Source organism: Brevundimonas sp. GCM10030266 (genome assembly GCF_042666595.1).
In the GTDB taxonomy this organism is placed as follows: domain Bacteria; phylum Pseudomonadota; class Alphaproteobacteria; order Caulobacterales; family Caulobacteraceae; genus Brevundimonas.
Window position 1 is genome coordinate 197,638 of sequence record NZ_JBHTCY010000004.1, and the last position, 21,658, is coordinate 219,295.

Here is a 21,658-nt window from a genome sequence, read left to right on the forward strand (position 1 = left end):
GTGGTTGTCCCCTCACAGGCCTAAATGAAGCGCCGCCAATTCCGGGGATTCCCAGTGACCGCCTACACCCACGCCGACTACTTCTCGAAATCCCTCGCGGACGCCGATCCGGATATCTTCAAGGGCATCCAGGGTGAGCTGGGCCGTCAGCAGGAGCAGATCGAGCTGATCGCGTCCGAGAACATCGTCTCGAAGGCGGTGCTGGACGCGCAAGGGTCGGTCCTGACCAACAAATACGCCGAGGGCTATCCGGGCCGCCGCTACTACGGCGGTTGCGAGTTCGTGGATATCACCGAGGACCTGGCCCGCGAGCGCGCCAAGGAGCTTTTCGGCGCCGCCTTCGCCAACGTCCAGCCGCACTCGGGCGCCCAGGCCAATCAGGCCGTCTTCTTCACCCTGCTGCAGCCGGGCGACACCTTCCTGGGCATGGATCTGGCCTGCGGCGGCCACCTGACCCACGGCTCGCCCGCCAACCAGTCGGGCAAGTGGTTCCGTCCCGTGACCTACAAGGTCACCGAAGACACCCATCTGATCGACTACGACCACGTCGCCGAGATGGCCGAGCGCGAGAAGCCCAAGCTGATCCTCGCCGGCGCCTCGGCCTACAGCCGTCACATCGACTTCAAGCGCTTCCGTGAGATCGCGGACAGCGTCGGCGCCTACCTGATGGTCGACATGGCCCACTATGCGGGCCTGATCGCCGGCGGCGTCTATCCGGATCCGATCCCGCACGCCGATGTGGTCACCACCACGACCCACAAGACCCTGCGCGGTCCGCGCGGCGGCATGATCCTGTCGCGCGACGCTGACCTGGGCAAGAAGATCAACTCGGCCGTCTTCCCCGGCCTGCAGGGCGGCCCGCTGGAGCACGTCATCGCCGCCAAGGCCGTCGCCTTTGGTGAAGCGCTCAAGCCCGAGTTCAAGCTCTACGCCCAGCAGGTGGTGAAGAATGCCCAGGCCCTGTCCGCCGTCCTGATCGACCGCGGCCTGGCCATCGTCTCGGGCGGCACCGACAGCCACCTGATGCTGGTCGACCTGCGGCCCAAGGGCGTCACCGGCAAGGCCACCGAGCATGAGCTCGAAAAGGCGCTGATGACCTGCAACAAGAACGGCGTGCCGTTCGACACTGCGCCCTTCACCATCACCTCGGGCGTCCGTCTGGGCACTCCGGCGGGCACGACGCGCGGCTTCGGCGAGGCCGAGTTCCGCCAGATCGGCGAATGGATCGCCGATGTCGTCTCCTCGATGAACGGCGGCGATGAGGCCGATCCGGCCGTCGTGGCGGCGGTCGCGGCCCAGGTGCGTGAACTGACCCACCGCTTCCCGATCTACGGATAAGCGCCGATGAAGTGCCCCTTCTGCGGAAACCAGGACACCCAGGTGAAGGACAGCCGCCCGTCTGACGACGGCGCGGCCATCCGCCGCCGCCGGTCCTGCCCGCAGTGCAACGGGCGCTTCACCACCTTCGAGCGTGTCCAGCTGCGCGAGCTGGTCATCCTCAAGCGCAACGGCCGTCGCACGCCCTTCGACCGGGACAAGCTGGAGCGCTCGCTGGGCATCGCCCTGCGCAAGCGCCCGGTCCAGCCCGAGCAGATCGAACAGCTGGTCAGCCGCATCACCCGTCAGCTGGAAAGCCTGGGCGAGACCGAGATCCAGTCCTCGACCGTCGGCGACTTCATCATGAAGGCCCTCAAGTCGGTCGATGAGGTGGCCTATGTCCGCTACGCCTCGGTCTACAAGGACTTCCGCCACACCGGCGACTTCGCCCGCTTCCTCGGCGACGAGGGTCTGGACGACGAGACCGGCGGCCGCTGATGCGCCCGACCGTCACATTGAAGGTCGCGAGCTCCCTCGATGGACGGATCGCGACCGGCTCGGGCGAGTCGAAATGGATCACCGGCGAGGCGGCGCGGCTGGAAGGCCACCGCCTGCGCGCCGCCCATGATGCCATTCTGGTCGGCGTCGGCACGGTTCTGGCCGACGATCCCGAGTTGACCGCCCGCTTGCCGGGCCGCCCGGTGGACCAGCCTCTGCGTGTAGTCCTCGACAGCGCCCTCCGGACGCCGGCGACCGCGAAGGTGGCCTCCGGCGACACCCTGATTCTCACCTTGGCCGAGCCCGCGCCTGTGGGGTCCGCCCGCGTCGAGCGCATCGCCGCCGAGGATGGGCGTCCGTCGCCCCAAGCCGCTCTGGCCGCCATTGCGAAGGCCGGAGCGCAATCGGTTCTGATCGAAGGGGGAGGGCAGGTCGCCGCCGCCTTCCTGCGCGCCGGTCTGGTCGATCGGATCGAGTGGTTCCGGGCGCCGATCCTTCTGGGCGGGGACGGATTGCCCTGCGTGGCCGCCCTGGCCCTTGCGAAGCTGGCCGACGCCCCCAAGTTCCGGCGTCTCTCCGCCGAACCCGTCGGGGACGATCTGTGGGAACGCTACGACGTCCTCCGCTGATTGTACGATTTGCACTGTTTGCACCCTGTTTTTCACGTCCAAGGCCGCCTGAATGTTCACCGGAATCGTCACCGACATCGGCCGGGTCCGTAAGGTCGAGCAGACCGCCCGCGACCGCCGCTATGAGGTCGAGACCGTCTGGGATACCTCGGGCATCGATCTGGGTGCCTCCATCAGCCACGCAGGCTGCTGCCTGACCGTCACCGAGAAAGGCCCCGGCTGGTTCGCGGTCGAGGTCTCGGGCGAGACCCTGTCGAAGACCAATCTGGGCGACTGGACCGAGGGGCATCGGGTCAATCTCGAACGCGCCGCCAAGCTGGGCGACGAACTGGGCGGCCACATCGTCTCGGGCCACGTCGACGGCCTCGGCAAGGTGGTCTCGATCACGCCGGACGGCGGCTCGCACCGCATCGAGATCGAGGCTCCGGCCCCGCTGCACCGCTTCATCGCGCCCAAGGGCTCGATCACCGTCGACGGCGTTTCCCTGACCGTGAATGCGGTCGACGGTCAGGTCTTCGGCCTGAACATCATCCCCCACACCTGGGAAGCGACCACGCTCGGCGGCCTGAAAGTCGGCGATGTTGTGAATCTCGAGATCGACATGCTGGCGCGATACCTCGCGCGGTGGCAGGAGACGGCCTGATGCAAACGGCAGCCGCAAACATGAACGACAGCCCGATCAGCCCCATCGAGGACATCCTCGAGGACGCCCGCAACGGGAAGCCCTACATCCTCGTCGACGCCGAGGATCGTGAGAACGAGGGCGACATCATCATTCCGGCCCAGTTCGCCACGCCGGACCAGATCAACTTCATGATCAAGCAGGCCCGCGGACTGGTCTGCCTCGCCATGACCGGCGACCGCGCCCGCCAGCTGCGCCTGCCGCCGATGGCCGCCGACAACCGCGAGAGCATGAAGACCGCCTTCACCGTATCGATCGAGGCGAAGGACGGCGTCACCACCGGCATTTCCGCCGCCGATCGCTCGCGCACCATCCAGGTCGCCACCGACCCGACCAAGGGCGTCGATGACATCGTGACGCCGGGCCACATCTTCCCGCTGGTCGCCCGCGACGGCGGCGTGCTGGTCCGCGCGGGCCATACCGAGGCCTCGGTGGACATCAGCCGCATGGCCGGCCTGACCCCGGCCGCCGTGATCTGCGAGATCATCAAGGACGACGGCGAGATGGCCCGCATGCCGGACCTGATCGCCTTCGCCCAGCTGCATGGCCTGAAGATCGGCACCATCGCCGACCTGATCGCCTACCGCCGCCGCACCGAGCGCTTCGTCGAGCGGGTCATGGATACGCCGTTCGAAAGCGTTCACGGCGGCCCGTTCCGGCTGATGCTCTACAAGAACACCATCGAGGGCGCCGAACACGTCGCCCTGGTCCACGGCAAGATCGAGCCGGGCAAGCCGACCCTCGTGCGCATGCACCAGGTCGATTTCGCCGCCGACCTGCTGGGCCACGTCGAGGCCCGGCAGAGCTACATTCCGCAGGCCCTCAAGGCGATCAGCGACCATGACGGCGCGGGCGTCACCGTCTTCCTGCGCGACCCGGACCTGCAGGGTCTGGCCGAGCGTCTGGCCGGCGTCGAGAAGCCTGTGGCCGTGGATCGCTCGCTCAGGAACTATGGCGTCGGCGCCCAGATCCTGCTGGACCTCGGGGTTCGGGACATGATCGTCATGTCCTCGACCCGCCCCAATCCCACCGCGCTTGAAGGCTACGGCCTCCGCATCGTCGGCTGGCGCGACATGGACGGAGAAGACCAATCGTAACGACCCCTATCCGCGTCCTCATCGTCGAGGCGCGATTCTATGACGACCTGGCGGACGCCCTGCTGGACGGGGCGAAGGACGCCCTGCGCGCGCAAGGCGTCGAGTTTGACGTGGTCTCGGTCCCGGGCGCGCTGGAAGTGCCGACCGTGATCGCCATGGCCGAGGAAGCCGGCCGCTTCCCGACCGCGCCCCGCTATGACGGCTACGTCGCGCTGGGCACGATCATTCGTGGCGAGACCTACCATTTCGAGATCGTCTCGGATCAGTCGGCCGCCGGAATCACCCAGCTGGGCCTCAAGGGTGTGGCCATCGGCAACGGCATCCTGACCACGGAAGACGAGGATCAGGCCTGGGCGCGCGCCCGTCGCAGCGAGGGTGACAAGGGCGGTGGCGCCGCACGCGCCGCACTCGACCTCATTGCCTTGCGCAAGCGCCTGCGCGTAGGACTGGGCTCGTGACCGAACCGAACAGCCTCAAATCCGTCCTCGAGCAACTCGCCGAGGCCGAAAAGTCCCGCGCCGAACCGGCCCTGACATCGCGTCAGCGCCGCGCGCGCACTGTCGCCCGCCTCGCCGCCGTCCAGGCCCTCTATCAGATGGAGCTGGCCGGGGAGGGTGTCGACACCGTCATCACCGAGTTCTCGAACCACCGCTTCGACGCCGACATCGAGGGTGAACCCCTGGCCGAGGCCGATGAGGCCTACTTCGCCGACATCGTGCGCGGTGTGGTCGGCCAGCAGCGGAGCATCGACGAAGCCGTGAAGGCCCGTCTGGCCTCGAACTGGCGGATGGAGCGTCTCGACTCGACCCTGCGCGCCCTGCTGCGCGCCGGCGTCTGGGAACTGACCGCCAGCCGCGACGTGCCCAAGGAAATCATCATCGACGAGTATGTCGAACTGGCGAAGGCCTTCTTCGACGAGTCCGAGGCCAAGTTCGTCAATGCGGCGCTGGACGGCGTCGCCCGGGATGTGCGCGGCTGATCTGAATGGCGGGAATCGATGTCGCCGGTGAGTTCGAGACGATCCGGCGGCTGTTCGCCCCGCTGGCCCATCCCGAATGGGCCCGCGACCTGAAGGACGACGTTGCGGTCCTGCCGACCCGCCCCGGCTATGATCTGGTCCTGACCAAGGACACCATCGTCGAGGGCGTTCACTTCCTGCCCACCGATCCGCTGGACACGGTGGCGCAGAAGCTGCTGCGGGTGAACCTGTCCGATCTGGCCGCCAAGGGCGCGGAGCCCTTCGGCTACCTGCTGTCCTGCGGCTGGTCCGAGCGATGCGGCTGGCCTGAACGCGAGCTGTTCGTTGAGGGGCTGGCCCGCGATCAGAAGGCGTTCGGCGTAGCCCTGCTGGGCGGCGACACCGTGGTCACCCCCGGTCCCGCGACCTTCTCCGCCACCCTGATGGGCTGGGCGCCCAAGGGCCGCACCGTCAGCCGCGGCGGCGCTCGCCCCGGCGATCTGGTCTTCGTCACCGGCTTCATCGGCGACGGCTGGCTAGGCCTGCAGGCGGCGCAGGAGAAGCTGTCTCTGGAGCCCGAGCGGCTGATGGCGCTGGTCGACCACTACCGCGCGCCCCTGCCGCGGCTGATCTTCGCCGATGTCATCCGCGACATGGCCACCGCCTCGCTAGACGTCTCCGACGGCCTGATCGCCGATCTCGGCCATATCGCCTCGACCAGCGGCGTCGGCATCGACATCGATCTGGAGGTCACGCCCCTGTCGCCCGCCGGCCAGGCCTGGTTCGCCACCCGCGTGGACGAGGAGGCGGCGCTGGAGCGGCTGGCCACCGGCGGCGACGACTACGAGATCGCTTTCACGGCCGCGGCCAAGGACGAGCCCGCGCTGCGTCGCGAGGCCGAGCGCCGCCATATCTGGCTGACCTGCCTCGGCCGGGTCGTGGAAGGAAAGGGCGTCACCGCCCGTTTCGCCGGCAAGCCGGTCGAGATCGCCGCCCCGGGCTTCAGCCACCGCTGAGAGCAACGAAATCTCAAGGCGTGGCGGTTAGGCATGCGGCCATGCGCCGTCGCGATCTCATCTCTGCCGCCGCCGTCCTGCCCGCCGTGGCGGTCGCCTCGTCCGCCGCTGCCTCCGAGGACAAGCCCTCGGGCGGGGCCTCGGTCAACATCTCGGGCGTGGGCCTGCCGGTCATCGCCGGCGGTCGCATCCGCAACTACGTCTTCGTCTCCATGCGCCTGCATCTCGGCGGCTCGGCCACGCTGGAGAGCATGCGCGGCAAGGAGGCCTATCTCCGTGACGCCCTTGTCCGCGCCGCGCACCGGACGCCGTTCACGGTCGCCGACGACTGGACCCGCATCGACGGGAACGCCATGTCCGCCAGCCTGATCCGCTCGGCGGCCACGATCTGCGGCCGCGGCTCTGTCGCCCGCGTCGAGATCATCAGCCAGGCGCCGCGCTGGCGCTCGGGCATGCGCGCAGCCTAACAGCGTTCACCTTACCCTGTTGCGTCACTCCGACGCATTTGGCAGGCTTCCTCCGTTATCCCCAAGGGCAGCCCTTGAGGCCGCCGTTGCGCACGGGGGGACCGGAAGGCGGAGAGAGGCGAAAACGCCCGCCGCGCCAAGGGTCCGGGCGCCCTACACACAGGGTTTGGAAACGCCATGTCTAACTATCTGTGGCTTGTCATAGCCGCAGGCGGCCTCGGGATTCTCTACGGAGCAATCCAGACCGCCGCCTTGATGAAAGCTCCCACCGGCAACGACCGTATGCGCGAGATCGCAGCGGCCATCCAGGAGGGAGCCTCCGCCTATCTGCGTCGCCAGTACATGACCATCGGCATGGTCGGGGTCGTCATCCTGATCGCCGCATACCTGCTGATCGGCCAATGGGCCGCCCTCGGCTTCCTGATCGGCGCGGTGCTTTCGGGCGCGGCCGGTTTCGCGGGCATGCTGATCTCGGTCCGCGCCAACGTCCGCACCGCCCAGGCCGCCTCCGAGGGGCTGTCCAAGGGGCTGGACCTCGCTTTCCGCTCGGGCGCCATCACCGGCATGTTCGTGGCGGGCGGGGCCCTGCTGGGCGTCGCGGGCTACTACGCCTTCATGACCGCCGGTCTGGGGCTGGAGAACACCAGCCGCGAGGTCATCGACGGTCTGGTCGCCCTGGGCTTCGGCGCCTCGCTGATCTCCATCTTCGCCCGTCTGGGCGGCGGCATCTTCACCAAGGGCGCCGACGTCGGCGGCGACATGGTGGGCAAGGTCGAGGCCGGCATCCCCGAGGATGACCCCCGCAACGCCGCCACCATCGCTGACAACGTGGGCGACAACGTCGGCGACTGCGCCGGCATGGCCGCCGACCTGTTCGAGACCTACGCCGTCTCGACCGTGGCGACGATGGTGCTGGCCGCCATCTTCTTCCGCGGCACGGACTATGTCGGGGCGATGATGCTGCTGCCGCTGGCCATCTGCGCCATCTGCATCGTGACCTCGATCATCGGCAGCTTCTTCGTCCGCCTGGGCAAGTCGAACAACATCATGGGCGCCCTCTATCAAGGCCTCATCGTCACCGGCGTGCTGTCCATCGGCGCGGTCTGGTGGATCATCGACACCATCGCCCCGGCGACGGTCACGACGTCCGGCGGGCTGGTCATCACCTCGATGCAGCTCTTCTGGTCCGGCGTGGTCGGTCTGGTGGTCACGGCGGCCATCGTGGTCATCACCGAATACTACACCGGCTCCAACTTCCGCCCGGTCCGCTCGGTGGCCAACGCCTCGGTCTCGGGCCACGGCACCAATGTGATCCAGGGTCTGGCCGTGTCGCTGGAGGCCACCGCGCTTCCGGCCCTTGCCATCATCGTCGGCATCGTCGTCAGCTTCCAGCTGGCCGGCCTGTTCGGCATCGCCATCGCCACCACGACCATGCTGGGCGTGGCGGGGATGATCGTGGCGCTGGACGCCTTCGGTCCGGTCACCGACAACGCCGGCGGCATCGCCGAGATGGCCGGTCTTCCGCCGGAAGTCCGCCACTCGACCGACGCCCTGGACGCGGTGGGCAACACCACCAAGGCCGTGACCAAGGGCTACGCCATCGGTTCGGCGGGCCTGGGCGCGCTCGTCCTGTTCGCAGCCTATACCGAGGACCTGAAATACTTCGCGGAAGAGGCCTTGCCGGGCAGCTTCTTCGAAGGTCTGGGCACGGTCGCCTTCGACCTGACCAACCCCTACGTCGTGGTCGGCCTGCTGTTCGGGGGGCTGCTGCCCTTCCTGTTCGGCGGCATGTCGATGACGGCGGTCGGTCGCGCGGCCGAGTCGGTCGTGGCCGAGGTGCGCCGTCAGTTCCGCGAGAACCCGGGCATCATGACCGGTCAGGTCAAGCCCGAGTACGGCAAGGCCGTCGACATCCTGACCAGCGCGGCGATCAAGGAGATGATCGTGCCGTCGCTGCTGCCGGTGCTGTCGCCGATCGTGCTGTTCACGGTCATCCTGTTCATCCAGCCGGACAAGGCCAACGCCTTCGCCGCCCTGGGCGCCATGCTGATGGGCGTGATCGTGACCGGCCTGTTCGTGGCCGTCTCGATGACCTCGGGCGGCGGCGCTTGGGACAACGCCAAGAAGGTCATTGAAGAGGGCTTCACCGACAAGAACGGTGCGGTCCACGGCAAGGGCTCCGAGGCGCACAAGGCCGCGGTGACCGGCGACACGGTGGGCGATCCCTACAAGGACACCTCCGGCCCGGCGGTGAACCCGATGATCAAGATCACCAACATCGTCGCCCTGCTCCTGCTGGCGGTGCTGGCGAGCGGCAAGATCGGCTGACGGTTGGGGGTTGGCGTCGGCGACGGCGCCAACCCTTCGCCACTGGCCACCACGAGAAAGGCCCCGGAGAGCGATCTCCGGGGCCTTTCGATATCCAGTGTGGCGCCGAGACCTTAGTCCGGGCGGCGCTGGCCGGGCATGTCTTCCTCGGTCCGGGGCAGCTGGCCGCGGGCCACGTTGCCCAGCAGCTGTTCGAGAATGGTCAGCTGGCGACCGCGGGTCGGGGTCTCGCGACCGTTCATGGCGATCTGCTGGCCATCCTCGAGGCCGAGGGTGCGCACGGCGGCGACCTGTCCGGCGTCGTTGAAGGTGATCTCGGTCACCGTCCGCTGGGTCACCTGCGGCAGGTTGTAGGTATATTTCTCGGTGACCTGGGTCATGTAGTACCAGATCGTGTCGCGCTCGAAGGTCGAGGTGGTCGAGGGCGAGCCCAGCTTGGTCAGGACCGTCTGGCGGGTGTCCGTGCCGGCGACGATGTCGGCGGGGCGGGCGTCAACGGCCTGGAAGCCATTCTGGCCCACCACGGGCGCGCAGCCGGCGGTCAGGACAGTGGCCGACAGGGCGGCGAAAAGGAGCTTCGAACGGAGCATGAGCGGCGCCTGCGACAGAACAAGGTCTTTGACCTAACCGGACCCGAGCCTTAGTTCAACGGCGCGGCGGAAAAGGGGCCGTGAAACATGCTGCAAAATCTTCTGAAATCCCTGCGCCGCGAGCGCGTCGGCGATGGTCTCTATGATCTGATCGTCCGTCAGGCCCGGGAACCGCGCTTCTATACGGTGCTGGGCGTGCCGGACCGGATCGACGCGCGATTCGAGCTCTACACCCTGCACATGCTGCTGCTGACCATGCGTCTGAAGGACGAGGGGACCGAGCAGGGCGGCGATTTCGGCCAGCAACTGTTCGACACCTATGTCTCGGCGCTGGACCACACCCTGCGGGAGCTCGGCGTGGGCGACATTTCGGTGGGCAAGAAGATGCGCAAGCTGGCGGAGTCGCTCTACGGGCGGATGACGGCCTATGAGCAGCCGCTGCGGGACGGCGACGCCGCCCTGCTGGCCGAACGTCTGGCCCGCAATGTTCTCGAAAGCGAAGCCGCCGATGACGGCAAGGCGCTGGCGACCTACGCGCTGACCAGCCGCGCGCAGCTGGCGGCCCAACCGTTCAATGACGCGATGAAGTCGCCCGCATGGGCCGAGGTGAAGGCATGAGCATCCCCGAACTGCCCTACAGCGAACCCGTCCGCCTGCATCAGATCGGCTCGGGCGTGAAACGCACGCTCAAGCCGGACGACGCCGCGATGCGTCGAATCGCGAAGGCGCTGGATCTGGCGTCGCTCGATTCGTTCGAGGCCGACGTCGATCTGGTCCCGACCGCCGCCGGCTGGACGCTGGGCGGCAGGGTGCGGGCGAAGCTGGCCCAGACCTGTGGAATCACGCTGGAGCCGCTGCCGCTGGACATCGACGAAGGCTTCTCGGTCCAGCTGGCCGAGCCGGTCGATGAGGAGTCCGACGAGATCGTGATCACGATGGAGGACGAGACGCCGGACGTGGTCGAGGACGGTCAGATCGACCTGGGTCAGTACGTCGTCGAACAGCTGGCCCTGCATCTGGACCCGTTCCCGCGCAAGCCGGGGGCCGAATTCGTCCAGCCGCCCGAGCCGAAGGAAATCTCGCCCTTCGCGGTGCTGAAACAGTTGAAGTCTTCCGACGAAGGTTGACGCAGCGTCCGCCCGGTTGCATCCCCCCGGTGCGGCGTTATCGTCGCACCCAGCCCAGCGCCGCGTGAGCGGGCGCGTCGGAGTCTAAACGGCTTGCCATCCCCCATTCTGATCTCGCTTGACGCCATGGGCGGGGATCACGGCCCGTCGGTCGTGGTCGCCGGCATTTGTGAGTACCGCAAACGCCATGGCGGCGAGGGCCTCCGCTTCCTGCTGAACGGCGACGAGAGCGCCATCCGCGCCGAAATGGCCCGCTGCGGCCTCGGTGACGACTTGTGCGAGGTGCGCCACACCGACAAGGTGGTGGCCATGGACGAGAAGCCCGCCACGGCCATGCGCCGGGGCAAGGGCTCCAGCCTGTGGAACGCCATCGAGGCGGTGAAGACCGGCGAGGCGGCGGCTGTCGTGTCGGCCGGCAACACCGGCGCCCTGATGGCCATTTCCAAGCTGATCCTGCGCATGTCCGTGCAGGGGCTGGAGCGTCCGGCGATCGTCGCCAGCTGGCCGACGCACAAGGGCATCACCGCCGTTCTGGACGTCGGCGCCAACGTCGAGAGCGATGCGGCGCAGCTGGTCGAGTTCGCCATCATGGGCGAAGCCTTCATGACCGCCGTCCATGGCGTCGAGACGCCCACCGTCGGCATCCTGAATGTCGGCTCCGAGGACATGAAGGGCCACGAGGAGGTCCGCGAGGCCGCGCGCCTGCTGCGTGAAGGCGACTTCGGTCTGGACTATCGCGGCTTCGTCGAGGGCGACGACATCGCCAAGGGCACGGTGGATGTGGTCGTGACCGACGGCTTCACCGGCAACATCGCCCTGAAGACCGCCGAGGGCGTCGCCAAATTCATCGGCTCGCTGATGAAGGAGGCCCTGACGTCCAGCCTGCTGTCCAAGGCCGGCGCGGCGCTGGCCTATCCGGCGCTGAAGAAGATGAGCGCCCGGATCGACCCCAACGCCATCAACGGCGGGCCGCTGTTGGGGCTGAACGGGATCGTGGTCAAGAGCCACGGCGGCGCGACGGCGGCGGGCTTCAGTTCGGCCATCCGCATCGCTGTCGATCTGGCCCGCAGCGACTATATGAGCAAGGTGGGCGTGAAGCTGCAGAGGCTGAACGCCGTGCTTGAGCAGCCGCCCGCTCCCGAAGCGGACGCGGCCAAGGAGACTTCCCAGTGAGCGTCACCCGCAGCGCCGTGACCGGCGTCGGTTCCTTCCTTCCCGAGCAGATCGTCACCAACGCCGATCTGGCCGCTATCGTCGAGACCTCGGACGAGTGGATCCAGGAGCGGACCGGCATCAAGCAGCGTCACAAGGCCCGTGACGACCAGCCGACCAGCGATCTGGCGGTCGAGGCCGCCAAGCGTGCGCTGATCGACGCCGGCAAGACCGCGGCGGACGTGGACCTGATCATCGTCGCCACCACCACGCCGGACATGACCTTCCCGGCCACCGCCGCGATCGTGCAGCGCAAGCTGGGCGCGCCGGTCGGCATCGCCTTCGACGTCCAGGCCGTCTGCTCGGGCTTTGTCTATGCGCTGAGCGTCGCTGACGGCTTCGTCGCGCGTGGTCTGGCCAAATGCGCCCTGGTGATCGGCGCCGAGGAAATGACCCGACTGCTGGACTGGAACGACCGGTCGACCTGCGTGCTGTTCGGCGACGGCGCCGGTGCGCTGGTGGTCGAGCCGCGCGAAGGGCAGGGGACCAAGGCCGATCAGGGGCTGCTGGGCTTCGCCCTGCGCTGCGACGGCTCCAAGACCGACCTGCTGTACGTTGATGGCGGCCCCGCCACGACCGGCTCGGTCGGTCACCTGCGCATGGCCGGCAACCAGGTCTTCCGCCACGCGGTCATCAACATCGCCGAAGCCATCACCGCCGCCTGTGAGGCCTCGAACATCGAGGTGCCCGAGGTCGACTGGTTCGTGCCGCATCAGGCCAACCAGCGGATCATCCGCGGGGTCGGCGACCGGCTGGGGCTGGATGAGGAGAAGGTCATCTCGACCGTCGCCCTGCACGCCAACACCTCCGCCGCCTCCATCCCGCTGGCGCTCGACGCGGCGATCAAGGACGGGCGCATCAAGCGTGGCGACCTGATCGTGATGGAGGCCATGGGCGGCGGCCTGACCTGGGGCGCCTGCGCGATTCGTCTGTAACGCGCATTTCGTCTTTTCATTTCAGGGCTCTTGCCCTCTTATGCGACGCATTGACGAAAGAGGGGGAGTAAGCCGTGACGCAGACCCTGACCCGGGCCGATCTGTGCGAAGCCGTCCACGAGGAAGTGGGACTGTCGCGTCAGGAGTGCTCGCAGATGGTCGAGCGCACCCTGGAGCTCATCGTCGAGTCGCTTGAGCGCGGCGAGACCGTGAAGCTGTCCGGGTTCGGCGTGTTCCAGGTCCGCGAGAAGCGCGCCCGCATGGGCCGCAATCCCAAGACCGGCGAACCGGCCGCGATCAACCCGCGCCGGGTCATCAGCTTCCGCGCCTCGCAGATCATGAAGGGCCGGGTGCACGACGCCGTCGTCGCCGACTGATCATCGTGGCCAAGAGCCCCAACGCCTTCAGAACCATTTCGGAAGCCGCCGAGGAGATCGGCGCGCCGCAGCATGTGCTGCGCTTCTGGGAAACCAAATTCACCTTCGTCGCGCCGCTGAAGCGGGCGGGCGGACGGCGCTTCTATCGCCCGCAGGACCTGGTGGTGCTGAAGGCCGTGAAGCGGCTGCTGCACGACGAGGGCATGACCATCAAGGGCGTGCAGCGCCTGTACAAGGAACAGGGCCTCAAGCGCATCGCCGCCTGGGGGGATCCGGAAGGTCTGGTCAGCTTCGAGCCTGACGGCGTGGCCGTGGAGCCCGTGGCGGCCAAGCCCGTCGCGGCGCCGACTCCGTCTCCGGTCGCGGCTCCTGTATCGACGGTTCGTCTGCGTCAGGCGCTGGCGGAACTGGAGGGGGCGAAGGCCCGTCTGGAAGCCGTGCTTTCGCGATCGGCGTGACAGCTGCTTTTTTGGGTTTGCGCCGGGCGCGACCCCGTTTATAGGGAGCGCCTCTCGGAGCGTGGCGCAGCCTGGTAGCGCACTTGACTGGGGGTCAAGGGGTCGCAGGTTCGAATCCTGTCGCTCCGACCATTTTCGAAAGAAAATCGGTTGGTTGAAGGGGTCGTCTTCGGACGGCCCCTTTGCAACTGCACGCTTCGGCGGTCCGAGCTTCGCCATTGTGGAGGAAGTTTAAGGTGTCGCCCGGCGGACCGGCTGTTAGCCCTTGAGGATCGCGGGCTGGCGATCAGTGTGGTGGGGGCGGTTGATGTTTCGGGCGGTCTATTGGGTGCAAGCCCTTTTCGCGGTGGTGGCCTTGTCCCTGGGCGCGCCGGCGCTGGCCCAGTCGCCGGTACAGTCGCCGGTTCAGTCGCCCGAACTGGTCCTGACCGGGGCGAATACGGAGGTTCCGTTCCAGTGGAGCGAAGCCCGGTTCGGGGATCGGGTTGAGCCGCATGCGGCGCTGCTGCTGCCGGTTCGCGTCGAGGGGAGCCCCAAGACCCTCTACATGCAGTTCGATCTGGGCGCGCCCGACACGGTCCTGATGAAGGGCAAGCTGGAGAGCCTGTCCGAACGGCTTCCCGGGCAGACGGTCGGCGCGGATGGCCGGGTCGCGCATTTCGCCTTCGCGATGGGAGATGTCCGAGCGGACGCCCGTCAGGTCCGCATCGTCGATGATGGCTCGAACGGCGGCATCCGCTGGGATGAGCCGGAGCATGTCGATGTGATCGGCACGGTCGGCGCGGACCTGCTGCGCGGCCGGACGCTGGTGATCGACTATCCGCGCAGCCGCATCTTCGTGGGCGATGAAGCGCCGGAGGGGCTGGTGGCCGAGGGGCAGATGCGCCCGTTCATCTTCACGCCGCGCGGCGTGGTGCTGACCGGGCTCACAATCGACGGCGAGGCCAAGGCGATCATGCTGGACACCGGTTCGAGCGCCTTCTCCCTGCTGACCAGTCAGGACGACTGGATGGCCAAGACCAACGGCGGGGTCGGAGCGACGAGCTTCGGCGTCAACTCGTGGGGACGGACGCTGACCGCCCATGTCGCCCCGACCCGCAGCGTCGCGGCCTTCGGGGAGACGGTGATCCCTCTGGGCGAGGTGGCCTGGATCGAGGGCGTGGATGAAGCGCAGGCCAATGCCATGCGGTCGTCGGGGCTGGGCGGCATGACCGGCAACAAGCTGTTCGTCGACCGCGTGCTGGTGCTGGACGCGGTGAACTCGACCTTTGCGGTGCTGGATCCGCAGCCCTGAGCCCTGATCAGTCCTTGCCGCTCTCGGCCCATTTGAACAGCGGGTAGAGGGGCACGCCCCAGCCGATGCCGCCGACGGCGAAGAACAGCAGGTCCAGCAGCATGTTGGGGCCGAACAGGCCGCGCAGGGCGATGACGCCCCAGATCCAGACCGCCAGGAAGACCAGCAGGCCGATCATGGCGATGAAGCGACGGGTGCGGCCGCCCATCAGCGTTTGCTGCGGAACAGGAAGAAGGCGACCAGGGCGATGACCGAGCCGATCATCGACCACAGCACCCAGATCCACTGATCCATGGTCGAGACGCCGAAGACGCGGACGGCCAGGAACCAGCCGGCGATTGCGCCCGTGGCGGCCACCAGCGAGGTGGCCAGCAGGCCCCGCCGCCCTGTCATGAGATCCGCTAGCCAGGCCAGCACGAAGGCGCCCAGAACGGCGGTGACGATATCGGCGTACTGCAAACGACCTTCTCCCCATGCGGCGACGCTGCGCCGAAAAGCGACTCGCGCTCGTCGTCCTGCGGGGGCATACCGCACAGGTCCGCGCGCCGAATAGCGTTAGCGGCAATGTAACGTTCGGAACAGCAGGCGTCGAATGAAGCGTTTGGGTGGCAGGGATCGAAGCCGGGCGGTGGCGATCTGGCTCTGGACCGTGGCGGTCATGGTGTTCGCCATGGTCGTGGTCGGCGGGGTGACCCGCCTGACCGGCTCGGGCCTGTCGATCACCGAGTGGAAGCCGATCATGGGCTGGATCCCGCCCCTGAACCACGCCGACTGGATGGAGGCCTTCGACAAGTACAAGGCCATCCCGCAGTACCAGCAGGTCAATGCGGGCATGAGCCTGGACGAGTTCAAGGGCATCTTCTTCTGGGAGTGGTTCCACCGGGTGCTGGGACGGCTGATCGGCGGCGTCTTCGCTGCGCCCTTCCTGATCTTCCTCGCGTTCCGCAAGCTGCCGCGCCGGCTGATCGGGCGCTGCGTGGTCCTGCTGGGGCTGGGCGGGCTGCAGGGGCTGATCGGCTGGTGGATGGTGACCAGCGGGCTGAGCGAGCGGGTCGACGTGGCCCCCGAGCGGCTGACGGTTCACCTCGGCCTGGCGCTGGTCATCTTCATGGGCCTGATCTGGACCGGGCTGGAGGCCTGGAACGGCGAGGAGCATTCGCGGTCGCCCGAGGGCTGGAGCCGGGGCGCGGCGATCCTGCTGGGCGCGGTCCTGTTCCAGTGCCTGCTGGGCGGGCTGGTGGCCGGGGCCAAGGCCGGTTTTATCTACACCGACTGGCCGCTGATGAACGGCGCGGTCCTGCCGCCGGTGGAGTGGGGCAAAGGGGCGCTGGCCTTCCTGCATGACCAGGCGCTGGTGCAGTTCAACCACCGGATCTTCGCCTACGCCCTGCTGATCGGCGGCACCGTCTATGCGGTGCAGGCCTGGCGCTGGCGGCTGGCCGAGGGGCTGGGCGCGAGCGCCTTCGCGGTCGCGGTCGCCCTGTGGCTGCAGGCGGCGCTGGGGATCGTGACCCTGATGCACGCCGTGCCGCTGTGGCTGGGCGGACTGCATCAGGCGGGCGCCGCCCTGGTGCTGGCGCTGGCGACCGTGAACCTGTGGCTGGTCCGCCGGTCGCAGCCCCGGCTGTTCATGTCGGGGCCGCGGGTGCGGGGCTTCTTCTAGGCCCGCACGCTCGCCCACGGCCCCCGGATGGCAAGGGTCATGCCGGGGTACATGATGTTGACGAACAGAACCTCGCCGTCGGGCGAGAAGCAGGCTCCGGCGAACTCGGAGTTGCCGCGGAAGACGTTGCGGGCGATCACATAGATCTGGCCCTCCGGGGTGACGCCCTTGAGGTGGTTGCGGATCTCGGAGGAGTAGTTGTCCTCGCACAGGATCAGGTGGCCCCAGGGCGCGATCGTGATGTTATCGGCCATGTTGGCGACCTTCTTGTCCGCGCTCTCGACGAACAGCTGAAGGCGGTCGGCGGCGCCGTTCAGGCCGGGGACCAGACGCATGACCTGACCGGCGCGGATCGGACCGCCCGAGGTGGCGGTGAAGTACATCTCGTTGTCGCCCCACCAGATGCCTTCGCCGCGCGCGATCAGGGCGGCGCCGGCGCGGTGGCCGCGGATGCGCAGGTCGCCGGCGGGATCCTCGACGTCCTCCAGATCGATCCATTCGATCTCGCGCCAGTCGCCGACGGCCCAGCTGCGCTGGCCGTCCTGATTGCGGGTGTCGGCCGAAGGCGCGCCCTTCCAGGCCATGGCCTGCAGCTTGCCGCCCTCGATCAGCTTGCCCGGGACGTTCGGGATGAAGCGGTAGAAGAGGCTGTCGTTCACGTCCTCGGTCAGGTAGGCGACGCCGGTGCGCGGATCGATGCAGACGGCCTCGTGGTCGAAGCGGCCCATGGCCTTGAGCGGCACGGGATCGACCAGGCCGGTGGCGGTGGCGGGCACCTCGAAGACCCAGCCGTGGGCCTTGGTGACGTCGGCGTCGGCGGGGGTCTCGATGGTCTCCTCGCAGCTCAGCCAGCTGCCCCAGGGCGTCGGACCGCCGCAGCAGTTGGTGGAGGTGCCGGCGAGGGTCAGGCGGTGGCTGATCGACTGGCGGGTCGCCAAATCATAGATCAGGGTCGAACAGCCGCCGGGCAGGGGGCGGCCGTCCTTGTAGGTGTCGAAGGCCTTGGACACGTCCAGCTGGCCCAGCCGCTCCTGATGCAGCCCGCCGGGCCCGAGGTTGCGGTGCAGGCTGCTGGAGCCCTTGAGCTCGTGGTTCATCACCAGGGCGACCTGCGAGCCCTCCAGCGGGAAGCAGGCCATGCCGTCCGGCTGGCCGGGGACGAAGAGGCCGTCGTCCATTGTGTCGCCGCCCTGGGCGATGACCTGGTAGGTGAAGCCCTCGGGCAGATCGAGCAGCTTGTTGGGGTCTTCCCGCAGCGGGCCGTAGCCGTGGATCTGGTTGACGTAGGTCTCTTCGCCCGGGGCTGTGGCTTGCGCCGAGGCGTGCCGGGCCAGGCCGGTGAAGGCGAGGGCGGCGCCGCCCGTTCCCATGAGGTTACGACGGTTCAAACGCATGGGAGGCACTCCGGCAGGAAAACTGCCGCGCTTATGACGGGCGTCGGTCAGGGTTCTGTGACAGTGGGCGCGGCGGATGGTCTCGGAGGGAGTAGGGAGTAGGGAGTAGGGAGTAGGGAGGCGTGGGGGCTCCTTCTTGCTATCGTCATCCCGGGGGCGCGAAGCGAACGCCGGGAGAGCGCGGGCGCCCGAACGTCACGCAGCCGTCTTTCGCCGCCGTCGCGGCGCCGCTGGGTCCCGACTTTCGTCGGGATGACGATAGCATTTTGGGGTGTCTGGCGGCGCTCATGGCGGGCCCATGAACGGGGCGCCGCCCGGGAGGCCGGGCAGGATGCGGGGGGACGGGGGAGCCCCCGGAGACGGTGAAAATACACCGTCTATGCCGTCTATCCCGTCTATGTCGTCTATCGGCCCGGCGTCGTCCGTCTCCATCAGGGCGGCGGCGTAGTCGGCGCGGGCGCCCTGGAGGACGGCGTCGGCGAAGGCCTTGCTGTGACGGCTGTTGGCCTTCAGGCGCTCGACCTCGGCGGCCCGGCGGCGACGCTCGATCTCGACCGTCTCGGCCTGCAGCATCGTATAGACGCGGCGCCAGCGCAGGGCCTCCATGGCCTTGCCGTGCAGCACCGCCCGCATCATCCGCTGGAAGGCCACCAGCGCCAGCTCGCCCAGCGGGATCTGGTCCAGATCGCCGTCGAACTGTTCCTCCAGCGTCAGACCCTCGTCATCGTGCTCCAGCCCGTTGGGCGGGCTCCACGGCCGGTCGGCCCGCCGCCAGCCCTCGCCGGCCGCCCGCTTGCGCAGGGTGCTGAGGCCCACACCGTAGCGCCGGCAACAGGCGGGCGCGGACCAGCCGGAGAGGTAGTCGTCGCGAACCTGGTCCCAGATTTCGTCGGGGACGGTGTGGAGGCCCGCGTCGGCGGGGTCGGTGGGGGATGCGGTTCGGGCTGCGTCGGTCATGGAAGCCTCCGGGTGTGGAGGCATTATGGAACGGCGGTACGTCAAAATTGGACGTATGGGAGGGGAGGTTTCAGGTTCCAGGTTTCAGGTTCTGGGTTTGGGAGGCCGGTGAAGAGATTGGGATCGGATGCGCCCCTGAAACCTGACCCCTGGAGCCTAGAACCTCATTCGACCTACCCGCCCCCAAGCCCCAAGGCGCCCGAAACGATATGGTATTTTAATACCGTTTCGACTTTTCTGTTGTTTTACAGCGTTGTAACCCGAAACTGCCGCGCAAATCGGCATTGACCGCCGTCCGGGCTTCCTCTATCAGCGCGCCTTCCGTTCTTCCGGTCAGCCGGGGGAGCACACCGTTTCGCCCGTCTCCCAAGGACTCCTCGTTATGCTGAAGAGCACCACGGCTTCGCTGAAGCCGGCCGAGGTCGAGAAGAAGTGGATCCACATCGACGCCGAAGGCGTCGTGGTGGGCCGTCTCGCGACCTTCATCGCCAACCGTCTGCGCGGCAAGCACCGCGGTGACTACACCCCGCACGTCGATTGCGGCGACTATGTCGTCGTGACCAACGTCGACAAGGTCGTTTTCACCGGTAAGAAGAACACCGACAAGGTGTACTACCGTCACACCGGCCACCCGGGCGGCGTCAAGTCGACGACCCCGGAGAAGGTCCTGGGCGGTCGCTTCCCCGAGCGCGTGCTCGAGAAGGCCGTCGAGCGCATGCTGCCGAAGGAAAGCCCGCTGGCCCGCAAGCAGATGACGCACCTGCGTCTGTTCTCGGGTTCCGAGCACAGCCACGCCGCCCAGTCGCCCGAAACCATCGACTTCGCCTCGAAGTCGGCCAAGAACACCCGGAGCGTCTGAGCATGACCGACGTCACCACCGAAAACACCGGCTTCGACGCCCTGAAGGGCCTGTCGGCCTCGGCTGAATCCGAAGCCCCGGTCCATGTCCAGAAGCTGGACGCGCAAGGCCGCGCCTATTCGACCGGCAAGCGCAAGAACGCCATCGCCCGCGTGTGGGTGAAGCCGGGCACCGGCAAGTTCACCATCAACGGCAAGGACCAGGAGCAATACTTCGCTCGTCCGGTTCTGCGCATGATGATCGCCCAGCCGCTGGTCGTCACCGAGCGTGAAACCCAGTTCGACGTGATCTGCACCGTCGAAGGTTCGGGCCTGTCGGGCCAGGCCGGCGCCATCCGCCACGGCCTGTCGCACGCCCTGACCCACTACGAGCCGGAACTGCGCAAGGTTCTGAAGCCGCACGGCTTCCTGACCCGCGACAGCCGCGTCGTCGAGCGCAAGAAGTACGGCCGCGCCAAGGCTCGCCGTTCGTTCCAGTTCTCGAAGCGCTAATCGCGTTCACGCGGTTTGGATTTGGGGCGCTTCGGGAAACCGGAGCGCCCTTTTTCTTTTGGCTGGGATGCCTATGCCTCGCTTTACGTATGACGATGTCGTTCGGACGGTCACTTCAGCGCCTGTTGAGTTGCGGCCCGGTGCGCGCTCGAACGTCATCGCCGTTTTTGAGACACGGCCGAAAGGCAGTCACTTCGCCGCCTTTCCGGACGGCGTGATCTATTCCGTTGAGTTTGAGGACGGCGAGGCGATCGACGTCCACGAAGCCTACCTGGAGCCCGTAGAGTGACCCACACCATCTTCATCGACGGCGAAGCCGGCACCACGGGGCTCGAGATCCGCGAGCGGCTGGAGGCGCGCAGTGATCTGGAGCTGCTGCTGCTGGGCGACCGGCGGCGCGACGTCGAGGCGCGGCGTGAGGCGCTGAACGCGGCTGACGCGGTGATCCTGTGCCTGCCGGATGATGCGGCGAAGGAAGCCGTGGGCATGATCGAGAACCCCGCCGTGCGGGTGATCGACGCCTCGACCGCCTATCGGGTCGATCCGGACTGGACCTATGGCTTCGCCGAAATGGCGCCGGGGCAGCGCGAGCAGATCGCGGGCTCGACGCGGGTGTCGAACCCCGGCTGCTATCCGACCGGCTTCATCGGTCTGGTGCGGCCGCTGGTGTCGGCGGGGATCATTCCGGCGGGCCTGCCGGTGACGGTCAATGCGGTCAGCGGCTATTCCGGCGGCGGCAAGGCGATGATCGCCGAGTTCGAGAGCGGCGAGGCCGAGGCCTATCGCGCCTATGGCCTGACGCTGAAGCACAAGCATGTGCCGGAGATGACCCTGCACACCGGGCTGGAGCGCAAGGTGCTGTTCGCCCCGGCGGTGGGGTCGTACCGGCAGGGGATGCTGGTCGAGGTTCCGCTGCACCTGTCGGCCCTGCCGGGCTCGCCCTCGGTCGAGGTGGTGCATGGCGCGCTGGTCGAGGCCTATGCGGGCCAGCGGTTCGTCGAGGTCGCCTCGCTGGAGGAGACCGAGGCCATGACCGGGATCGATCCGGAGGGGCTGAACGGCACCAACCGGCTGCGCCTGCACGTCTTCGGCGATCGTGGCGGGGAACAGGTGCGGCTGGTCGCCCTGCTGGACAACCTCGGCAAGGGGGCGTCGGGCGCGGCGGTGCAGAACCTGAACCTGATGCTGGGTCTGGATGAAGGGGCGGGGCTTAGCTGAGGCCAGCTCCCGTCCCTGCTATCGTCATCCCGACGAAAGTCGGGACCGAGCGGCGCCGCGACGGCGGCGAAACCCTGAAGGTCGAAGTTGG

Annotated in this window: 27 protein-coding genes and 1 tRNA gene; 23 read left to right on the forward strand and 5 right to left on the reverse strand. The window is 67.7% G+C overall.

Going from position 1 to position 21,658, the window contains the following annotated elements:
• Nucleotides 1-24: 24 nt before the first annotated feature.
• The 10 genes from glyA to ACFQQC_RS13240 all read left to right on the forward strand — a co-directional run bounded on the left by glyA (nucleotide 25) and on the right by ACFQQC_RS13240 (nucleotide 8,992).
• Complete coding sequence (gene glyA / locus ACFQQC_RS13195; RefSeq protein WP_376862894.1) at nucleotides 25-1,338, forward strand: serine hydroxymethyltransferase; 1,314 nt, start codon at nucleotides 25-27, stop codon at nucleotides 1,336-1,338.
• A 6-nt stretch (nucleotides 1,339-1,344) separates the two neighbouring features.
• On the forward strand, nucleotides 1,345-1,815 hold the full coding sequence (nrdR, locus tag ACFQQC_RS13200) for a transcriptional regulator NrdR (RefSeq protein WP_376862895.1): 471 nt from the start codon (nucleotides 1,345-1,347) through the stop codon (nucleotides 1,813-1,815).
• The gene (locus tag ACFQQC_RS13205; protein ID WP_376862897.1) at nucleotides 1,815-2,444 is read left to right on the forward strand and encodes a RibD family protein; all 630 of its coding nucleotides are present in this window, start codon (nucleotides 1,815-1,817) and stop codon (nucleotides 2,442-2,444) included. The genes nrdR and ACFQQC_RS13205 overlap by 1 nt, the downstream gene beginning before the upstream one ends.
• A 52-nt stretch (nucleotides 2,445-2,496) precedes the next feature.
• A complete protein-coding gene (locus ACFQQC_RS13210) occupies nucleotides 2,497-3,087 on the forward strand; it encodes a riboflavin synthase (protein ID WP_376862898.1) in 591 nt (196 codons plus the stop codon).
• Entirely contained in the window at nucleotides 3,087-4,223 is a 1,137-nt protein-coding gene (ribB, locus tag ACFQQC_RS13215) for a 3,4-dihydroxy-2-butanone-4-phosphate synthase (RefSeq protein WP_376862899.1), read from the forward strand. The genes ACFQQC_RS13210 and ribB overlap by 1 nt, the downstream gene beginning before the upstream one ends.
• Entirely contained in the window at nucleotides 4,217-4,681 is a 465-nt protein-coding gene (gene ribH, locus ACFQQC_RS13220) for a 6,7-dimethyl-8-ribityllumazine synthase (RefSeq protein ID WP_376863229.1), read from the forward strand. Before ribB ends, ribH begins: the two co-directional genes overlap by 7 nt.
• Complete coding sequence (nusB, locus tag ACFQQC_RS13225; protein ID WP_376862900.1) at nucleotides 4,678-5,202, forward strand: transcription antitermination factor NusB; 525 nt, start codon at nucleotides 4,678-4,680, stop codon at nucleotides 5,200-5,202. Before ribH ends, nusB begins: the two co-directional genes overlap by 4 nt.
• Before the next feature lie 5 nt (nucleotides 5,203-5,207).
• Nucleotides 5,208-6,197 carry a thiamine-phosphate kinase gene (gene thiL / locus ACFQQC_RS13230; RefSeq protein WP_376862901.1) on the forward strand — a complete coding sequence of 330 codons (990 nt, stop codon included), beginning with the start codon at nucleotides 5,208-5,210 and terminating at the stop codon, nucleotides 6,195-6,197.
• Nucleotides 6,198-6,238: 41 nt separating this feature from the next.
• Nucleotides 6,239-6,664 carry a hypothetical protein gene (locus ACFQQC_RS13235; RefSeq protein WP_376862902.1) on the forward strand — a complete coding sequence of 142 codons (426 nt, stop codon included), beginning with the start codon at nucleotides 6,239-6,241 and terminating at the stop codon, nucleotides 6,662-6,664.
• A 177-nt stretch (nucleotides 6,665-6,841) separates the two neighbouring features.
• Nucleotides 6,842-8,992, forward strand: coding sequence for a sodium-translocating pyrophosphatase (locus ACFQQC_RS13240; RefSeq protein ID WP_376862903.1), 2,151 nt, complete (start codon nucleotides 6,842-6,844; stop codon nucleotides 8,990-8,992).
• A 113-nt stretch (nucleotides 8,993-9,105) separates the two neighbouring features.
• Here ACFQQC_RS13240 and ACFQQC_RS13245 read toward each other — a convergent pair whose 3' ends face one another.
• Nucleotides 9,106-9,582 (reverse strand): outer membrane protein assembly factor BamE, encoded by a 477-nt coding sequence (locus ACFQQC_RS13245; RefSeq protein WP_376862904.1) that lies wholly within the window; start codon nucleotides 9,580-9,582, stop codon nucleotides 9,106-9,108.
• Between the two features lie 87 nt (nucleotides 9,583-9,669).
• On the opposite strand from ACFQQC_RS13245, the gene ACFQQC_RS13250 reads away from it, so the two are divergent.
• From ACFQQC_RS13250 to ACFQQC_RS13285, 8 genes are all read left to right on the forward strand, one after another.
• Nucleotides 9,670-10,200: a ubiquinol-cytochrome C chaperone family protein gene (locus tag ACFQQC_RS13250; RefSeq protein WP_376862906.1), complete on the forward strand. Its 531-nt coding sequence runs from the start codon at nucleotides 9,670-9,672 to the stop codon at nucleotides 10,198-10,200.
• Entirely contained in the window at nucleotides 10,197-10,709 is a 513-nt protein-coding gene (locus ACFQQC_RS13255; protein WP_376862907.1) for a YceD family protein, read from the forward strand. Before ACFQQC_RS13250 ends, ACFQQC_RS13255 begins: the two co-directional genes overlap by 4 nt.
• 126 nt (nucleotides 10,710-10,835) lie before the next feature.
• A complete protein-coding gene (gene plsX / locus ACFQQC_RS13260) occupies nucleotides 10,836-11,882 on the forward strand; it encodes a phosphate acyltransferase PlsX (protein WP_376863230.1) in 1,047 nt (348 codons plus the stop codon).
• Nucleotides 11,879-12,856, forward strand: a complete 978-nt coding sequence (locus ACFQQC_RS13265) for a beta-ketoacyl-ACP synthase III (protein ID WP_376862908.1) — start codon at nucleotides 11,879-11,881, stop codon at nucleotides 12,854-12,856. The genes plsX and ACFQQC_RS13265 overlap by 4 nt, the downstream gene beginning before the upstream one ends.
• 74 nt (nucleotides 12,857-12,930) lie before the next feature.
• Nucleotides 12,931-13,233 carry an integration host factor subunit alpha gene (locus ACFQQC_RS13270; RefSeq protein ID WP_376862909.1) on the forward strand — a complete coding sequence of 101 codons (303 nt, stop codon included), beginning with the start codon at nucleotides 12,931-12,933 and terminating at the stop codon, nucleotides 13,231-13,233.
• A 5-nt stretch (nucleotides 13,234-13,238) separates the two neighbouring features.
• Nucleotides 13,239-13,691 carry a MerR family transcriptional regulator gene (locus ACFQQC_RS13275; protein ID WP_376862910.1) on the forward strand — a complete coding sequence of 151 codons (453 nt, stop codon included), beginning with the start codon at nucleotides 13,239-13,241 and terminating at the stop codon, nucleotides 13,689-13,691.
• Nucleotides 13,692-13,746: 55 nt separating this feature from the next.
• Nucleotides 13,747-13,823, forward strand: a tRNA-Pro gene (locus ACFQQC_RS13280).
• Between the two features lie 196 nt (nucleotides 13,824-14,019).
• Complete coding sequence (locus ACFQQC_RS13285) at nucleotides 14,020-14,985, forward strand: hypothetical protein (protein WP_376862911.1); 966 nt, start codon at nucleotides 14,020-14,022, stop codon at nucleotides 14,983-14,985.
• A gap of 7 nt (nucleotides 14,986-14,992) precedes the next feature.
• On the opposite strand, the gene ACFQQC_RS13290 is transcribed toward ACFQQC_RS13285, so the two are convergent.
• Nucleotides 14,993-15,193: a DUF2842 domain-containing protein gene (locus ACFQQC_RS13290; RefSeq protein ID WP_376862912.1), complete on the reverse strand. Its 201-nt coding sequence runs from the start codon at nucleotides 15,191-15,193 to the stop codon at nucleotides 14,993-14,995.
• Complete coding sequence (locus ACFQQC_RS13295; protein WP_376862913.1) at nucleotides 15,193-15,444, reverse strand: transglycosylase; 252 nt, start codon at nucleotides 15,442-15,444, stop codon at nucleotides 15,193-15,195. Before ACFQQC_RS13295 ends, ACFQQC_RS13290 begins: the two co-directional genes overlap by 1 nt.
• Before the next feature lie 133 nt (nucleotides 15,445-15,577).
• Between ACFQQC_RS13295 and ACFQQC_RS13300 the strand changes: the two genes are divergently transcribed.
• Complete coding sequence (locus ACFQQC_RS13300; RefSeq protein WP_376862914.1) at nucleotides 15,578-16,648, forward strand: COX15/CtaA family protein; 1,071 nt, start codon at nucleotides 15,578-15,580, stop codon at nucleotides 16,646-16,648.
• Here ACFQQC_RS13300 and ACFQQC_RS13305 read toward each other — a convergent pair.
• Both ACFQQC_RS13305 and ACFQQC_RS13310 read right to left on the reverse strand, forming a co-directional pair.
• Entirely contained in the window at nucleotides 16,645-18,042 is a 1,398-nt protein-coding gene (locus ACFQQC_RS13305; RefSeq protein WP_376862915.1) for an alkaline phosphatase PhoX, read from the reverse strand. The genes ACFQQC_RS13300 and ACFQQC_RS13305 overlap by 4 nt on opposite strands.
• Nucleotides 18,043-18,327: 285 nt before the next feature.
• Nucleotides 18,328-18,999: a hypothetical protein gene (locus tag ACFQQC_RS13310; RefSeq protein WP_376862916.1), complete on the reverse strand. Its 672-nt coding sequence runs from the start codon at nucleotides 18,997-18,999 to the stop codon at nucleotides 18,328-18,330.
• Nucleotides 19,000-19,384: 385 nt separating this feature from the next.
• On the opposite strand from ACFQQC_RS13310, the gene rplM reads away from it, so the two are divergent.
• The 4 genes from rplM to argC all read left to right on the forward strand — a co-directional run bounded on the left by rplM (nucleotide 19,385) and on the right by argC (nucleotide 21,567).
• Nucleotides 19,385-19,858, forward strand: coding sequence for a 50S ribosomal protein L13 (gene rplM / locus ACFQQC_RS13315; protein WP_376863231.1), 474 nt, complete (start codon nucleotides 19,385-19,387; stop codon nucleotides 19,856-19,858).
• A gap of 2 nt (nucleotides 19,859-19,860) precedes the next feature.
• On the forward strand, nucleotides 19,861-20,349 hold the full coding sequence (gene rpsI / locus ACFQQC_RS13320) for a 30S ribosomal protein S9 (RefSeq protein ID WP_376862917.1): 489 nt from the start codon (nucleotides 19,861-19,863) through the stop codon (nucleotides 20,347-20,349).
• Between the two features lie 73 nt (nucleotides 20,350-20,422).
• Nucleotides 20,423-20,638 carry a hypothetical protein gene (locus tag ACFQQC_RS13325; RefSeq protein WP_376862918.1) on the forward strand — a complete coding sequence of 72 codons (216 nt, stop codon included), beginning with the start codon at nucleotides 20,423-20,425 and terminating at the stop codon, nucleotides 20,636-20,638.
• Nucleotides 20,635-21,567 carry an N-acetyl-gamma-glutamyl-phosphate reductase gene (gene argC / locus ACFQQC_RS13330; protein WP_376862919.1) on the forward strand — a complete coding sequence of 311 codons (933 nt, stop codon included), beginning with the start codon at nucleotides 20,635-20,637 and terminating at the stop codon, nucleotides 21,565-21,567. The genes ACFQQC_RS13325 and argC overlap by 4 nt, the downstream gene beginning before the upstream one ends.
• Nucleotides 21,568-21,658 lie beyond the last annotated feature (91 nt).

Bases quoted from the DNA above. Each gene is read 5' to 3' on its own strand.
- glyA (WP_376862894.1), top strand. From the start codon at position 25: ATGAAGCGCCGCCAATTCCGGGGATTCCCAGTGACCGCCTACACCCAC.
- ACFQQC_RS13210 (WP_376862898.1), top strand. From the start codon at position 2,497: ATGTTCACCGGAATCGTCACCGACATCGGCCGGGTCCGTAAGGTCGAG.
- ACFQQC_RS13235 (WP_376862902.1), top strand. From the start codon at position 6,239: ATGCGCCGTCGCGATCTCATCTCTGCCGCCGCCGTCCTGCCCGCCGTG.
- ACFQQC_RS13310 (WP_376862916.1), bottom strand. From the start codon at position 18,999: ATGACCGACGCAGCCCGAACCGCATCCCCCACCGACCCCGCCGACGCG.
- nrdR (WP_376862895.1), top strand. From the start codon at position 1,345: ATGAAGTGCCCCTTCTGCGGAAACCAGGACACCCAGGTGAAGGACAGC.
- plsX (WP_376863230.1), top strand. From the start codon at position 10,836: ATGGGCGGGGATCACGGCCCGTCGGTCGTGGTCGCCGGCATTTGTGAG.
- ACFQQC_RS13305 (WP_376862915.1), bottom strand. From the start codon at position 18,042: ATGCGTTTGAACCGTCGTAACCTCATGGGAACGGGCGGCGCCGCCCTC.
- ACFQQC_RS13300 (WP_376862914.1), top strand. From the start codon at position 15,578: ATGAAGCGTTTGGGTGGCAGGGATCGAAGCCGGGCGGTGGCGATCTGG.
- ACFQQC_RS13240 (WP_376862903.1), top strand. From the start codon at position 6,842: ATGTCTAACTATCTGTGGCTTGTCATAGCCGCAGGCGGCCTCGGGATT.
- ACFQQC_RS13290 (WP_376862912.1), bottom strand. From the start codon at position 15,193: ATGGGCGGCCGCACCCGTCGCTTCATCGCCATGATCGGCCTGCTGGTC.
- ribB (WP_376862899.1), top strand. From the start codon at position 3,087: ATGCAAACGGCAGCCGCAAACATGAACGACAGCCCGATCAGCCCCATC.
- ACFQQC_RS13325 (WP_376862918.1), top strand. From the start codon at position 20,423: ATGCCTCGCTTTACGTATGACGATGTCGTTCGGACGGTCACTTCAGCG.
- rpsI (WP_376862917.1), top strand. From the start codon at position 19,861: ATGACCGACGTCACCACCGAAAACACCGGCTTCGACGCCCTGAAGGGC.
- ACFQQC_RS13250 (WP_376862906.1), top strand. From the start codon at position 9,670: ATGCTGCAAAATCTTCTGAAATCCCTGCGCCGCGAGCGCGTCGGCGAT.
- ACFQQC_RS13245 (WP_376862904.1), bottom strand. From the start codon at position 9,582: ATGCTCCGTTCGAAGCTCCTTTTCGCCGCCCTGTCGGCCACTGTCCTG.
- ACFQQC_RS13205 (WP_376862897.1), top strand. From the start codon at position 1,815: ATGCGCCCGACCGTCACATTGAAGGTCGCGAGCTCCCTCGATGGACGG.
- thiL (WP_376862901.1), top strand. From the start codon at position 5,208: ATGGCGGGAATCGATGTCGCCGGTGAGTTCGAGACGATCCGGCGGCTG.
- ACFQQC_RS13255 (WP_376862907.1), top strand. From the start codon at position 10,197: ATGAGCATCCCCGAACTGCCCTACAGCGAACCCGTCCGCCTGCATCAG.